A 14925-nucleotide genomic window follows, 5' to 3' on the forward strand; every position below is an offset into this window, starting at 1 on the left:
AGACGTGACCGGTAAGAACCCCGCGGACGGCGCCATCCGCCCCATCAGCAAGGTGCTCGTCGCCAACCGCGGAGAGATCGCGGTGCGCGTGATCCGCGCCGCCCGCGACGAGGGCATCGCCTCCGTGGCCGTCTACGCCGACCCGGACCGCGACGCCGTGCACGCGCGCACGGCGGACGAGGCGTACGGGCTCGGCGGGTCCACCGCCGCGGACTCGTACCTGGTGTTCGACAAGATCCTCGACGTCGCCGCCCGCTCGGGCGCCGACGCCGTGCACCCCGGCTACGGCTTCCTCTCCGAGAACGCCGACTTCGCGCTGGCCGTGCTCGAGGCCGGCCTGACCTGGATCGGCCCCCCGCCCGCGGCCATCGCCAAGCTCGGCGACAAGGTGGCCGCCCGGCACATCGCGGAGAAGGTGAACGCCCCGCAGGTCCCCGGCACCACCGACCCCGTCGGCTCGGCCGAGGAGGTCCTCGCGTTCGCCGACGAGCACGGGCTGCCCCTGGCCATCAAGGCCGCGTTCGGCGGCGGCGGCCGCGGCATCAAGGTGGTCCGCGACCGCGAGGACATCCCGGAACTCTACGAGTCCGCCGTGCGCGAGGCCACGGCCGCCTTCGGCCGCGGCGAGTGCTTCGTGGAGCGGTTCCTCGACGCCCCGCGGCACGTGGAGACCCAGTGCCTCGCCGACGCCCACGGCAACGTGGTGGTCGTCTCCACCCGCGACTGCTCGCTGCAGCGGCGCAACCAGAAGCTCGTGGAGGAGGCCCCGGCGCCGTACCTGTCCGAGGACCAGAACCGCCTGCTGTACGAGTCCTCGAAGGCGATCCTGCGCGAGGCCGGCTACCAGGGCGCGGGCACCTGCGAGTTCCTGGTCGGCCAGGACGGCACGATCACGTTCCTGGAGGTCAACACCCGCCTGCAGGTCGAGCACCCCGTCTCCGAGGAGGTCACGGGCATCGACCTGGTGCGGGAGCAGTTCCGGCTGGCGCGCGGGGAGGCCCTCGGCTACGACGACCCGCCGGTCCGCGGCCACTCGATCGAGTTCCGGATCAACGGCGAGGACCCCGGACGGCACTTCATGCCCTCCCCCGGCACCATCACCGTCCTCGACCTGCCCGCCGGCCCCGGCGTGCGCGTGGACTCCGGTGTGCGGGCCGGGGAGACCGTGGGCGGGAACTTCGACTCCATGCTCGCCAAGCTGATCGTCACCGGGGCCACCCGGCAGCAGGCGCTCGAACGCTCCCGCCGGGCGCTGGCGGAGCTGCGGATCGAGGGCATGCCCACCGTGGTCCCCTTCCACCGCGCGGTGGTCGCCGATCCCGCCTTCGCGCCGGCGGACGACTCCCGGTTCACCGTGCACACGCGCTGGATCGAGACCGAGTTCGACAACACCATCCCGCCGTTCGAGGGCGTCCCCGAGGCGGGGCCCGAGGCGGAGGAGCGCCAGTCGATCGTCGTCGAGGTCTCCGGCAAGCGCCTCGAGGTCGTCCTGCCCGCGCTGCCCGGCACGCCCAAGCCCAACGGCACCGCGGCCAAGCCCCGCAAGTCCCGCGCGGCCCGCGGCGGCGCGGCGGCGGCCGGCGGCGACAGCCTGAGCTCCCCGATGCAGGGGACCATCGTGAAGATCGCGGTGGACAACGGCGACGAGGTGGCCGAGGGGGACCTCGTGCTGGTGCTCGAGGCCATGAAGATGGAGCAGCCCCTGACCGCCCACAAGTCCGGCACGGTCTCCGGGCTCTCCGTCGGACCCGGGGACACCGTCTCCGCCGGCGCGGTGCTCGCGACCATCTCCTGACGGGAGCGGGCAGGAGGACGCGCATGAGCACCCGACCGAACGGCTCGCCCGCACGCTGCCTCGTGGACCTCTCCGCGCAGGACCGGCTGCGCGGCGGCACCCCCTCGGGCACGCCCCGGCTGCGGGTGCTGTGCTGCCCGCCCTCGGGGGCGGCCGCCGGCTACTGGCGGTTCCTGGTCCGCGACGACGTGCACGTGCTCGGCCTCCAGTACCCCGGCCGGGAGTCCCGCTTCCGGGAGCCGCCGGCCTCCTCGGTCGCCGCGCTCGCCGCGGAGGCGGCCGGCGCCGTCGCCGCCGCCCCGTGGGCGTCCTCCGCGGTCCCGCTCGTGGTCCTGGGGCACAGCATGGGCGCCTCCGTCGCGGCCGAGCTCGCCTCCCGGCTCGAGCACGAGGAGGGGATCCGGGTGTCGCTGCTCGCGCTGTCCGCCAAGGCGGCCCCGGGGACCGTGGACGACGACGCGGAGCTCCGGGCCGGGCTCGACCCGCACGACCCGCAGGCGGACGAGGCGCTCGTCCGGTGGCTGCGGAACCTCGGCGGCACCCCGGAGGCGGTCCTGGCCGATCCCGAGCTGCTGGCCCTGCAGCTGCCCGCCCTGCGCGCGGACCTGCGGATCTCGATGGCCCACGACCGGCTCCCCGCACCGGTCGGGGCACCCCTGCTGCTGCTGCGCGGCGCGGAGGACGACACCGTGGACGCCACCGGCATGGACGCCTGGGGCCCGGTCGGCACGGGGGTGGTGCAGCGCCGGGAGTACCCCGGTGGCCACCACCCGCTCGCCGCCCACCGGGACCGCCTGCTCGACGACCTCATGGCGTGCGCCGCTCCCGGCCGGTCCCGGTGAGCCCCGACCGGTGAGCGCGCCGTGGCGAGCCACCCGTGGCGCGAGCACCGTGGACGAGGGAACCGTGGACGAGGGAACCGTGGTGAGCGGGGCCGTCGTGAGGGGGTCGCTGTGACAGGGCTCCGGCCGACCGTGCCCGGCCTGGTCGAGCTGCCGGTGCCGGGCGCACCTGCGGACGTGCAGGCGGTGCTCGCCCGAGTGGCCCCGCTGGCAGGCTGGGCAGAGGCGGTCAGGGGCTGCCTGGACGACGACGAGCGGGCCCGGGCCGCGGCGTTCCGCTCCGCGTCCGACCGGCGGCGGTTCGTGGTCGCCCACTGCGTGCTGCGCCACGTGCTCGCCGCCCGCACCGGGGCGGCCCCGGGCTCGCTGCGCCTGGGTCCGCCCGTCCCCGCCCGGGGACCCCGGCAAAAGCCGCGGCTCGAGGACCACGCCCTGGGCTTCTCCCTCTCGCACAGCGGCGGCCTGGTGCTCGTGGCCACGGCCGAGCGGGAGGTGGGAGCGGACGTCGAGCACCTCCAGGACCCGGTCGCCGCCGAACAGGTGCTCCCCCTGCTCCACCCCGCCGAGATCATCGCCCTGCGGGCCCTGCCCGCCACGGACCGGCCGGCCGCCGTCACGACGGTGTGGGCGCGCAAGGAGTCCCTGCTCAAGGCCATGGGCTCGGGACTGTTCCGCGACCCCTCCGTCGACGAGGTCGGGGCGGGTCCCGTCCCGGGACGGCCCCTCGCCGCGTGGCGGATCCTGGACCTGGTTCTTCCACCGGATCCCGGCCCGGCCCGCGAGGACGCGAGGGCGGCGCTGACCGTCCGCGTCCGCTCGGACCCGACCTGAGACCATCGGCACCGCCGGACCTCCGCTCCGGGCGTCGCACGGCCGGCGGTCGACGCGAGCGGATACGACCGCTGCGACCCCTCCCCCGTCCCCGGAGCCCCTGGCGGACCGCTCGTGCCCCGCCCGCGGGTCTCCCCGCACCACCGGGCCCGGCGTGTGGCGCACGAGACCGTCTGTCGCACCGTCCGCACCGTCCGCGCCGGCACGTGCCGCCGCCGGTCCTGAGCCCAGGCGTCGTCGTCCTGGTCGTCATGGTCGCTGCGACCTGGGGTAACATCCCTCCCAACTCTCCTGGGACGCCTCGTGCGGGGCTACGCTGATTTGCACATGACGAGTCCGGCAGCGGCGATGCGGGACGACGTCCGGGGGGGCCACCTGGGATGCCATGGTCGACGCACGCCATGCTCCGGCCTCCTCTCGACGCACGAGGGGGTCACATGACCACGAGCACGCACAACCCACAACTCCTGGACGACCTGTCGACGCGGGGATCCACCGCAGGCAGGGGCGGCCTCGCACTCGGAACCTCCCGCCGCGACGGGCCCGTCCGCTGGGCCTCGCGGGACCGTCCGGAGCGCATGCTGCTGGAACGGGATGCCGAGCTGGGCGCCCTCGCGGGACTGGTCGAGCGCGTGATGGCCGGCCGAGGCGGCTTCGCGCTCGTCACCGGCGAGGCGGGGATCGGCAAGAGCAGCCTCCTGGACGCGATGGTGGGGGCCGTCCCGGGCGGTGTCCGCGTGCACCGGGGCCGTTGCGACAACCTCATCACCGCCCACCCGTTCGGGGCGCTGCGCGAGGCCTTCGATGCCAGTCCGGCGGTCCTCGCCGCCTTCGACCAGGGCGTCCTGCACGACGTCCTGTCGGCGGTCACGACCCTGATCGAGGACGAAGCGCCGACCGTCGTGCTGGTGGAGGACGTGCAGTGGGCCGACGACGCGACGCTGGACGTGCTGGCCTACCTCGCGCGCCGGCTCGATCATCTGCGGACGCTCCTCGTCGCCTCCTACCGAGACGACGAGGTGGGACCGGACCATCCGGTGCAGCGCCTCCTCGCAGCCCCCACGACGGCGCTCGCCACCTGGCTGCACCCGGGCCCGCTCAGCCTGGAGGCGGTCCAGCTCCTGGCGGGCGAACGTGCCCGCGAAGCGGGACACCTCCACGAGATGACCGGAGGCAACCCGTTCTACATCACCGAGGCACTGGCCGTGCCGGCCGACGCCCCGGTGCCGGAGACGCTCTCGGCAGCCGTGGCGGCCCGGCTCCAGCAGCTGTCCGAGCCGGTCCGGCGGGCGACCGAGCGGATCTCGGTGTGGCCCGGCCTGCTCGAGTTCGAACTGGCCGAGGAGCTGCTGGGCGGAGACTTCGCGGCGCTCGCCGAGGCGGAGGAACGGGGCATCCTCGTCGCCGAGGACGGCGGCGTCCGGTTCCGGCACGAGATCGCGCGCATGGCGACCGAAGCCTCGCTCAGCGGGCTGCGGAGGCGGCAGCTCCAGCGAGACGTGACCGAGCTGCTCAAACGACGGGGTGAGGAGTACCTGCCACGGCTGGTCCACCATGCCATCCGCTGCAGGGACACGGCGACGGTCGTCGGGTACGCACCCCGTGCCGGAGAGCTGTCCGCCAAGGCCGGCGCCCACCGGCAGGCACTGGAGTTCTACCGGGCCGCGCTGCAGCACGAGGTCCTGCTGTCCGACGCCCAGCTGGCCGTGGTCCTCGACGCCTACGCCTGGGAGCTCTACAGCGCCCATCACATCAGCCAGGCCGTCGAGCACTCCCGCAGGGCGGTGGAGCTGTTCCGCTCCCTGGGCGACCAGCTCGGCGAGGCCAAGGCGCTGATCCGCAGCGGCCGGCAGCTGTTCCTGGCCGGCTACCTGTCAGAGGCCCGCGCCGGCGCCTCCCTCGCCGTCGAGCTCACCGAGGGACGTGACCCGGCCACCACGGCGGAGGCACTGGCCTGCCAGGGGATGCTGCTCTCGTTGGGGGGCTCCCACGAGGAGGCCATGAGGACGCTGCGCATCGCGGGGGCGCAGGCCGAGACGCGTGAACGCCCGGACGTGGTCGCCCTGTGCCTCACCTATCTGTCACAGTGCGATCCGGCGCTGACCTTCGAGGAGCGGCTCGGCGCCCTGCGCCGCGGCATGGAGATGGCACGGGGCGCCGGCGCACTGGAGCCGCTGGCCCGCAGCTACGCCAAGACCGCCGAGCAGCTGTACCGGTACGGGCGCTACCACGAGCTCGAGGGGCACCTGGACGAGGGACTGAAGTACGTCCGGGACTGGGGGTTCTGGCCGGACGCGTACAACCTGGAGGTCCACCACGCCCTGCTGCAGCAACGGCGGGGGGACTGGCACTCAGCCCTGCGCGAGCTCGACAGCCTCCTCGACCGCTTCGCCGATCCGGGCATGCTCATCCTCCACTCCCTGCCCAGTCACGCCAGGCTCCAGGCACGCCTGGGCCACCACGACGTCGGGGAGGTGCTGCAGACCTGCTGGCAACGGGCCCTCGCACAGCGCACCCTCACCGCGCTGGGACTCGCCGGCGCCGCACTCGTGGAGTGGGCCTGGCTGGCCGATCGACCCGGCGAGGCGGAGCGCGTGCTGGACGGGTGGTCGCAGCACGCCTCCCGACCGGGCGCAGGACCGATCGACGCAGAGATCCGACGCTATGCCCTCCGCGCCGGGGTGGACGTCCCCCCTCCACGGTCCCCGGTGGACGACCGTCCGAGTCCGTGGCAGCTGGGGGTGGTCGGAGACTGGCAGGGCGCTGCGGAGGCATGGCGTCGGGCCGGTGACCCCTACGAGGAGGCGCTCGAGCTCGCCGAGTCCGGGAGGACGGACCTCACCCTGCACGCGTTCGACATCCTCACCGAGCTGGATGCCGGTCCGGCCGCGAAGCATGTCAAGCGCCGTCTGCACGATCTGGGAATGCGCACCGTCCCCCGTGGCCCCACGCGGCGCACACGGGGCAACCCCGCCGGCCTGACCGACCGCCAGCTCGAGGTCGTCCAGCTGATCGGCGAGGGACTGACGAACTCGGAGATCGCCGAGCGTCTCGTGGTCTCGGTCCGCACCGTCGACCACCACGTCTCCTCGGTCCTCGACAAGCTGGGCGTCAGCACGCGCCGTGAGGCGGCCCTGGCCACGCGCTCGTGGCAGCGTCCGCAGCCCGGGACGCGCTGACCGGCTCGAGGTGTGACGGCGGGTGGCGGCATCCCGGGGACGGCGCCCCCGCGCAGGTCAGGCCGGCGTGGGCCTGACCTGCTGCACCTCGGCGACGCACGCGTCCGACAGGACGTCGAGGACCACGTCGACAAGCACGCCGGGGTCCGTGAGATAGGCGTCGTGACGACCGGCCACCCGGTGCACCGGCTTCCCGCTGAGCCGCGCCAGCTCGGCGGCGGAGGCCCGCACCAGCTCGCTCGGCCCGTCGCCGGTCGCCACGGTCACCAGGCGCGACCGCAGGACCTGGGTGAACGTCGTGAGCGCGATCGCCGGCTCGTCCCGCACCATCGCCTCGGCGTTGACGCGCACCCGGGCGAAGTCGGGATCGTCGATGCTGACGGGTGCATCGGTGCCGGCGCTGAGCAGGATCGCCTGCGCACCGATGTAGTCGTGGGGGTGCTCGGCCAGGTGCGCGGTCATGGGCAGGAGCTGCTGCGCCGTGTCCTCGTGCCCGGTCGGAGCCACTCCGGCGACGCGCGGCTCCCACACCACCGCGTGCAGGACGTACTCCGGGTAGTGCTCGGCGAGCTTGAAGGCGATGGCGCCGCCCGAGTCCACACCCACGAGCACCACCGGGGACAAGGAGAACAACCGGATGAGGGCCGCCGCATCCTCCGCGTGCTGACCTGCCCCGTCCCCCGGCCAGGCGTCCCGCCCGGAATGGCCGGTGCCCCGCCGGTCGTAGACCAGCACCTGGAAGCCGGCGACGGCGAGCGCCTGGGCCAGCGCTCCCAGCATCCCCGCGTCCTGCCCGGCCCCGTGGATCAGCAGCAGCGAGAGGCCCTGTCCACGTCGCTCGACGTAGAAGACGGTGCCGTTGGCCTCCACCACCCCCGTCCGGGGGGAGGAGCTGCTCATGGCCCCTCGGGCGGCGGAGGCGGAACTGGGCGGCCACGGCAACGCCCTCCCCGACGAGTCGACCGCACGGGGCCGCCAACTCGCGAACGACGGGGGTGCGGGGGCGTTGTGCGCCGGTGGACGGGGTTCCCCGCCCGGGGCACCGGGGTCCTGCATGGCTCCTCCTTGCGGCCGGGTGGCATTCGCCTCGGATGTCGGCACCTACCCGGACAGCGTGCCCCCGGTGTCGACGCGCAGGCATGGGTGAGCGCTGCCCAGAAGTCCTTGCCGCAGTGCCCATCCGCCTGCCGCCGGCGCCGGGCGGATCGGGTGGTCCCCGGTCAGGAGATCGGCCGCCGATCGACCCGGCGATCACAGGAGCCGGGGATCACCGGCGGAGGACGGTGCCCGCGTTGCCCCGGGCGCCGCGACCGCCACGGACTCCGCCCGGGTCGCCGGAGCCACCCGGAAGTCACCGCCGCCCGGGAGTCACCGCGTGTGGGCAGCCCCGGGCAAGGGTGCACCGTCCCGAGATGGGCACCTGCCCCGCGCCAGATAGGCGCCGGTCGCCCATGTCCCCCCTGCCGTCGGCCTCCATCCTGAACGTGGTGATCGTCACAGGGGTCGGCCGGGAAGGTGTCGACCGGGACCGCACTCCTGCGGCTCCTGCCCTGGAGGCAGGACTCACCGACGTCGGCCACTCCCGGTTCGCAGCGCAGCGCAGCGTCCGATCGGTCGGCGGAGGCGGTGCTGTCCCGGACGGACACCCCTGTCGATCGGCACACCGGGAGGAGGCCTCTGGGGGCGCCGATCACCCGAGCGACGAGCCGACGCGAGTTCGCACCGCCGTCCCCTGGACGTCCGCACGGGCCGAGCGCATGACACGAGAACGAGGGGAACCATGTCCATCATCAAGGACCCGCACCTGTTCAACGAGCAGAGTCTCTTCATCGATCTGGAGGACGTGCTGAGCCGCCGTCTCTACCTGAAGATCGAAGGATTCAACTTCGCCGGCTCCATCAAGCTCAAGCCTGCCGTGGAGATGGTCGAGCGAGCCGAGCGGGAAGGCCTGGTCGGCCCCGGCTCCGTGCTCGTGGAGTCCTCCTCGGGCAACCTCGGGGTCGCGCTCAGCATGATCGCCGCCAGCAAGGGATACTGCTTCGTCTGCGTGATCGACCCGCGCTGCAACCCGGCGACCCGGCAGCTCATGGAGTCGCTCGGGGCGCAGGTCGACCTGGTCACCGAGCCGGATCCCGTCGACGGTCTCCTGGGGGCGCGGCTCAACCACGTCCGGGACCTGTGCGAGTCCGACGAGCGGTACGTCTGGCTCAACCAGTACAGCAACCCCGGCAACTGGGGAGCGCACTACCGCTGGACCGCCCCCGAGATCGCCGCTCAGTTCCCCGAGCTCGAGGTGCTATTCGTGGGGGCCGGGACAACCGGTACCTTGATGGGTTGCGCGCGGTACTTCCGTGAGCACCGACCCGACGTCCGGATCGTCGCGGTCGACGCCGTCGGATCGGTCACGTTCGGCGGCCCCCCTGCCACCCGCCTGATCCCGGGGCTCGGCATGAGCGTGCGGCCGCCCCACCTCGACGAGTCCTTGCTCGACGACGTGGTGCTCGTCGAGGAGCTGGACACGGTGCGCACCTGCCACCGCCTGGCCGGGCGCGGGTTCCTGCTCGGCGGGTCCACCGGGACCGTGGTCCACGGCGCCATGACATGGCTCGCGGACCACCCCCGGGACGTCACCGCCGTGGCCATCTCCCCCGACCTGGGCCGCCCGTACATGGACACCATCTACCAGCCCGACTGGGTGCTCGACCACTTCGGGGCCGAAGCGCTCGCCGGCGTCGACTCGACGGCAGCTCCTGGTCGACGATCCGCCCCGGTGTCCGGGCCGCGGTATCCGGCCGCCGCACCGGTGACCGGCTCCGTGCCGGTCTCCTCCCCGAGGAGCCCCGCACAGTGAACAAGCTCGCGGACACCCTGCCGACGTCTCCGGTCCCCACGGTTCCCACGGTTCCCACGGTTCCCACGGTTCCCACGGTTCCCACGGTTCCCACGGTTCCCACGGTTCCCACGACGAGCGGACTGCCGTCCGCACCGGCCACCGGGGGGGACGGAGCGGACGTTCCGCTGGAGCGTCGGTTGGCGGCTGTTCTCGCCTCGGTGGTGCAGAGGGACGACGTCCCCGTGGACGCCGACTTCTTCTCCGACCTGGGCGCGGACTCGCTGGTGATGGCACGGTTCTGCGCCAGGGTGCGCAAGCAGCCGGACCTGCCGGCGGTGTCCATGAAGGACATCTACCAGCACCCGACGATCACGACGCTGGCCGGGGCGCTGGCACCGGCAGATCCGGTGCAGGACCGGCTGGCCGAGGTGCTGACCGGGGTCCTGGGCGGGGAGCAGGTGCCGTTGGACGCCCACTTCTTCGCCGACCTGGGCGCGGACTCGCTGGTGATGGCGAAGTTCTGCGCCCGGGTGCGCAAGCAGCCGGACCTGCCGGCGGTGTCCATGAAGGACATCTACAGCAATCCGAGTGTCTCCGCCCTCGCCGCGGCCCTGCAGGGCACCTCGCAGCAGGACCGGCCGCAGGAGCCCGCACCGGTCCTGGCGTCCGTGCCGGAGACGCCACCGCCCATGGACGCGCGGACGTGGGAGTACGTCACCTGTGGCGCCCTGCAGGTGCTCGTCTACCTCGGCTACTGCCTGCTCGCCGGCGGGCTCGCGGCCGCGTGGTACTACTGGGTCTTCCCGGAGGCGGGGCCGGGCAACCACCACTGGGTGGGCCACGGGACGAGCTTCTGGGAGATCTACCTGCGGTCGGTCGCCTTCGGCGGGGCGACGTTCGTGCTGCTGTGCGTCCTGCCGGTGGCGGCGAAGTGGATCTTCGTCGGACGCTTCCGGCCCCAGGAGATCCGCATCTGGAGCCTGGCCTACTTCAGGTTCTGGCTGGTCAAGGCCCTGATGCGCACGTCGCCCCTCTCCCTGCTGCCCGGTTCCCCGGTGACCCCCTTCTACCTGCGGGCCATGGGTGCCACGGTGGGCCGCAACGTGACGATCCTGACCAGACACCTGCCGGTCTGCACCGACCTGCTCACGATCGGGGAGGGGACGGTGGTCCGCAAGGACGTGTACGTCAACGGCTACCGCGCCCACGGCGGCGTCATCCAGCTCGGTGCGGTGACGCTGGGCCGGGACGTGATCGTCGGCGAGGGCAGCGTCCTGGACATCGGCACGACGCTGGGGGACGGCGCACAGCTGGGCCACCGCTCCACCCTGTACACCGGCCAGGCCGTGCCCGAGGGCGAGCACTGGCACGGTTCGCCGGGCCGGCGCACGGACGTGGACTTCGGCACGGTCGACCCCGTTCCCTTCCGGCCGTGGCGGCGTGGGTTGTTCGCCGCGTCCCAGCTCGTGGCCACGATCGGGCTGGGCCGCACCATGCTGGGACTGGCGATCACGCTGGCCGTCCTGGCGTTCCCGCGCGTGGCGGCGCTCCTGGAGTCGAACTCCCTCGCGTTCACCGACTGGGTCTTCTACGCCGACGCTCTCGCCTTCGCCGGCGTGGGCGTCCTCGGTGGAGCGGTCGTGGTGCTGGTCGTCATGACGACCGTGCCGCGGGTGCTCCAGCTCGCGCTGCAACCTGACACGGTGTACCCGATGTTCGGACTGCGGTACGTGGTGGAGCGATCGGTGGAGAGGATGACCAACAGTCCCATGTTCGGGAGCCTGTTCGGGGACAGCTCGTACGTCGTGCACTACGTGCGGGCTCTCGGATACGACCTCGAGGAGGTCCAGCAGTCCGGCTCGAACCTGGGCACGCTGTTCAAGCACGACAACCCGTTCCTGTCGACGATAGGCACCGGCACGATGATCGCCGACGGGCTGTCGTTCATGAACACCGACTACTCGGCGACGTCGTTCAAGGTCAGCCGGGCGGCGATCGGCGCGCACAACTTCCTCGGCAACTTCGTGTTCTACCCGGCCGGGGCCAGGACCGGGGACAACTGTCTGCTCGCGACCAAGGTGATGGTCCCCGTCGACGGACCGGTGCGCCACGACGTGGGTCTGCTCGGGTCACCGGCGTTCGAGATCCCTCGCTCGGTCCTGCGGGACGCTCCTCTCGAGGAGCATGCGGACCGTGCCCACTTCCTCCGGGTCCTGTCGGCCAAGAACAGGCACAACCTGCGCACGATGGCCCTCTTCATGCTGGTCCGATGGTTCCACGCGTCGCTGGCCCTGGTGGTCCTGTTCGCCGCCCTCGACCTGTTCGACCGGTTCGGTTTCCTGGCCCTGTCCGTGTCGTTCTTCGTGATGCTCTTGATCGGCATCCTGGTCTCCATCGGCATCGAGCACCTCGTGACGCGGTCCCGGGGGCTTCAGCCCCAGCTCTGTTCCATCTACCACCCCTACTTCCGGTGGCACGAGCGGTACTGGAAGCTCCAGATCGAGGCCCGGCGCATGACCGTCCTCAACGGGACGCCGTTCAGGCCGCTGGTCTGGCGCCTGCTGGGCGTGCGGATCGGGAGCCGGGTCTTCGACGACGGCTGCGCGATCCCCGAGCGGAGCCTGGTGACGATCGGCTCCCGCTGCACGCTGAACACCGGCACGAACATCCAGTGCCATTCCCAGGAGGACGGGATGTTCAAGTCCGATCACGACGTCGTGGGCGACGACGTCACGCTCGGTGTCGGCGCCCTCGTCCACTACGGCGTGACCGTCGAGGACGGTGCCGTCGTCGCCACCGACTCCTTCGTGATGAAGGGGGCGACCCTCACCCGGGGATCCCTGTGGGGTGGCAACCCGGCCCTCGAGGCCCCCGCCGCCACCACGTTCCCCGCCACCTCGGAAAGGCACCGGTCATGACCACCAGCACCGCGCTCACCTGCCGGGCCGTCGCCGCGCACCCGTCGGACCCGGCCGGCGATCGTCCGGCCCTCCCGGGGGTCCCGCCCACGGAGATCCCTCGATGGACGCAGGACCGCCACGCGGGCCAGGAGCAGGTCGAGGTGGCGGTGCCGGAGGACCTGCGCGCAGCCGTGCCGCCTCTGGCGCGTGCCTGGGAGGTGACGCCCAGCTCGGTCTGGCTGGCGGCTCACGCGAGGGTGCTCCAGGCCTTGTCGGGCGAGCCGGAGATCGCCACCGGCTGCACGGACACCGCGGGGACGTGGCGGTGCGATCTCGACCTGGGCCAGGGGTCCTGGCGAGACCTGGTCCGCGAGGCGCACGTCCGGCAGGTCCAGGCGGGCGCCGAGCAGCCCGGGCCGGAGCAGGCGCGCCCGCCCACGGCCTCTCCGGGGTACGAGGTGGTGCTCGACACCCGCCAGGACGCCGATCCCGAGCTGCCGGCGGGCATCGTCCTCGGCGTGTCCGTCCGGCACACGACCGGGGGCGACGTGCTCCGCCTGCGGTACCGGCGGGACGTCCTCGACGCCGGTGCCGCCCGCAGGATCGCCGGGTACCACCTGACCGCGCTCCGCCACCTGGTCGCCGACCCCGAGGCGGACCCCGTCGACGCCGGCCTGGTCGATCCGGACGAGCGGCGCCTCCAGCTCGAGCAGCTGGCCGGGCCCGTGCGCCCCCGGCCCCAGCGACGCTTCCACGAGCTGTTCGAGGAGCGCGTCCGGCAGCATCCCCGACGCGTCGCGGCCGTCCAGGACACGCGACAGTGGACGTACGCGGAACTGAACGCACGCGCCAACCGGCTCGCCCGCGCCCTGCTCGCGCGGGGACTGCAGGCGGAGGACATCGTGGCGGTCGTCGCCGAGCGGAACCTGGAGTGGATGGCCGCCGTCATCGGCATCCTCAAGGCCGGAGGCGCGTACCTTCCGCTCGAACCGCGCTTCCCCCCCGACCGGATCGCCGGCACGATCACCCGAGCCGGGTGCCGGATGGTGCTGACCGAGGAAGGCAGCACCACATCGCTGGACGGAGCACTCACCGGGATGCCCGCCGTGACGAAGCTCCTCATGGAGGACGTCGAGGCCGAGGGGCATGCCGCCCACGACCTCGGCATGGAGGTGCGTCCGGACCAGCTCGCCTACGTCTACTTCACCTCGGGCTCCACGGGCGAGCCGAAGGGCGCCATGTGCGAGCACGACGGGATGGTCAACCACCTGTACGCCAAGATCGAGGACCTGGGCATCGGCCCCGGCGACGTCGTCGTCCAGAGCGCCCCTCAGTGCTTCGACATCTCGCTGTGGCAACTGGTCTCGGCCCTGCTCGTCGGCGGCCGCACGCTCATCGTCGCGCAGGACAGGGTCCTGGACGTCGAGCGGTTCGTCGACACGGTGGAACGGGGCGGGGTCGCGGTCTTCCAGGTCGTCCCGTCGTACCTGGACGCGGTGGTGGCCTACCTGGAGGGCAGACCCCGCCCCCTGCCCGACCTCCGCTGCGTCTCGGCGACCGGTGAAGCCCTGAAGCAGGAGCTGGTCCGCCGCTGGTTCGCCGTGATGCCCGACGTCAGGCTGGTCAACGCCTACGGTCTGACGGAGACCTCGGACGACACCAACCACGAGGTGATGAGCGCCGCGCCGGCGGGCGATCACGTGCCGCTGGGCCGGCCGATCCCGAACGTCCGGATCCACATCCTCGACGAGCGCCGGCGACTCGTGCCCCTCGGCGCTCCGGGCGAGATCGCCTTCTCCGGGGTGTGTGTGGGCCGTGGGTACGTCAACGACCCGGACCGGACGGCACAGGCGTACTCCACCGACCCCCATGTGGACGGCGCGCGGCTCTACCGGGCGGGTGACTACGGACGCTGGTCACCGGACGGCAGACTCGAGTACCTGGGTCGGCGCGACAGCCAGGTCAAGATCTCCGGGTTCCGGATCGAGATCGGCGAGATCGAGAACGCCCTCCTGCGGGTTCCCGGAGTCCGCGACGGGGCGGTCGTCGTGGCGGAGCGACCGGACCGGGGCAAGCACCTGGTCGCCTTCTACCACGCGCCCGAGCCGCTGGACGCCGGTCCGATGCGCGAGCTCCTGGCCCGGTCGCTGCCCCGGTACATGGTCCCGCAGGTGTTCCAGTGGCAACCCGCCCTCCCGCTGACGGCCAACGGCAAGATCGACCGCAAGCGCCTCGCCGCCCTGACAGCGGACGTCGAGGTCGAGGGCGGCTCCCTCGACGCTCCGCGCACCCCCACCGAGCAGTGGCTGGCGGCGGCGTGGTCGCGCGTGCTCGCCATACCGGAGGGCCGGATCGACCGCCGTGACCACTTCTTCGAGCGCGGAGGCACGTCGCTCACCGCCGTCAGGCTCGCCATCGCCCTGGACCGAGCGGTGTCTCTCAAGGACCTCATCAGCCACCCGGTCCTCACCGACCTCGCCACGGAGCTGGACTCCAGGTCCGCCGCCTCCGGCTCACCCGCCCACCCGTGATCCCACCGGAAGGA

The 14925-nt window shown here is 72.7% G+C and carries 8 protein-coding genes; 7 read left to right on the forward strand and 1 reads right to left on the reverse strand.

Translation table 11 applies throughout. The features are described from left to right. Nucleotides 1–4 precede the first annotated feature (4 nt). The 4 genes from ACH9D3_RS13200 to ACH9D3_RS13215 all read left to right on the forward strand — a co-directional run bounded on the left by ACH9D3_RS13200 (nt 5) and on the right by ACH9D3_RS13215 (nt 6647). Nucleotides 5–1795 carry an acetyl/propionyl/methylcrotonyl-CoA carboxylase subunit alpha gene (locus ACH9D3_RS13200; RefSeq protein ID WP_396399061.1) on the forward strand — a complete coding sequence of 597 codons (1791 nt, stop codon included), beginning with the start codon at nt 5–7 and terminating at the stop codon, nt 1793–1795. 23 nt (nt 1796–1818) lie between these two features. Beyond that, nucleotides 1819–2637: an alpha/beta fold hydrolase gene (locus ACH9D3_RS13205; protein WP_396411284.1), complete on the forward strand. Its 819-nt coding sequence runs from the start codon at nt 1819–1821 to the stop codon at nt 2635–2637. A gap of 111 nt (nt 2638–2748) precedes the next feature. Next, nucleotides 2749–3468: a 4'-phosphopantetheinyl transferase superfamily protein gene (locus tag ACH9D3_RS13210; protein ID WP_396411285.1), complete on the forward strand. Its 720-nt coding sequence runs from the start codon at nt 2749–2751 to the stop codon at nt 3466–3468. A 437-nt stretch (nt 3469–3905) separates the two neighbouring features. Continuing rightward, nucleotides 3906–6647, forward strand: a complete 2742-nt coding sequence (locus ACH9D3_RS13215) for an AAA family ATPase (RefSeq protein ID WP_396411286.1) — start codon at nt 3906–3908, stop codon at nt 6645–6647. Between the two features lie 57 nt (nt 6648–6704). Here ACH9D3_RS13215 and ACH9D3_RS13220 read toward each other — a convergent pair whose 3' ends face one another. After that, entirely contained in the window at nt 6705–7547 is an 843-nt protein-coding gene (locus ACH9D3_RS13220) for an alpha/beta fold hydrolase (RefSeq protein ID WP_396411287.1), read from the reverse strand. Nucleotides 7548–8427: 880 nt separating this feature from the next. Here ACH9D3_RS13220 and sbnA point away from each other — a divergent pair. The 3 genes from sbnA to ACH9D3_RS13235 all read left to right on the forward strand — a co-directional run bounded on the left by sbnA (nt 8428) and on the right by ACH9D3_RS13235 (nt 14911). Beyond that, nucleotides 8428–9498: a 2,3-diaminopropionate biosynthesis protein SbnA gene (sbnA, locus tag ACH9D3_RS13225; RefSeq protein ID WP_396399066.1), complete on the forward strand. Its 1071-nt coding sequence runs from the start codon at nt 8428–8430 to the stop codon at nt 9496–9498. 179 nt (nt 9499–9677) lie between these two features. Next, on the forward strand, nt 9678–12398 hold the full coding sequence (locus tag ACH9D3_RS13230) for a Pls/PosA family non-ribosomal peptide synthetase (protein ID WP_396411288.1): 2721 nt from the start codon (nt 9678–9680) through the stop codon (nt 12396–12398). Further along, nucleotides 12395–14911 carry an amino acid adenylation domain-containing protein gene (locus ACH9D3_RS13235; RefSeq protein WP_396411289.1) on the forward strand — a complete coding sequence of 839 codons (2517 nt, stop codon included), beginning with the start codon at nt 12395–12397 and terminating at the stop codon, nt 14909–14911. The genes ACH9D3_RS13230 and ACH9D3_RS13235 overlap by 4 nt, the downstream gene beginning before the upstream one ends. Nucleotides 14912–14925: the final 14 nt, after the last annotated feature.

Source organism: Kocuria kalidii (assembly GCF_044462225.1).
In the GTDB taxonomy this organism is placed as follows: domain Bacteria; phylum Actinomycetota; class Actinomycetes; order Actinomycetales; family Micrococcaceae; genus Kocuria; species Kocuria kalidii.

Bases quoted from the DNA above. Each gene is read 5' to 3' on its own strand.
- ACH9D3_RS13205 (WP_396411284.1), top strand. From the start codon at position 1,819: ATGAGCACCCGACCGAACGGCTCGCCCGCACGCTGCCTCGTGGACCTC.
- ACH9D3_RS13215 (WP_396411286.1), top strand. From the start codon at position 3,906: ATGACCACGAGCACGCACAACCCACAACTCCTGGACGACCTGTCGACG.
- ACH9D3_RS13220 (WP_396411287.1), bottom strand. From the start codon at position 7,547: ATGAGCAGCTCCTCCCCCCGGACGGGGGTGGTGGAGGCCAACGGCACC.
- sbnA (WP_396399066.1), top strand. From the start codon at position 8,428: ATGTCCATCATCAAGGACCCGCACCTGTTCAACGAGCAGAGTCTCTTC.
- ACH9D3_RS13235 (WP_396411289.1), top strand. From the start codon at position 12,395: ATGACCACCAGCACCGCGCTCACCTGCCGGGCCGTCGCCGCGCACCCG.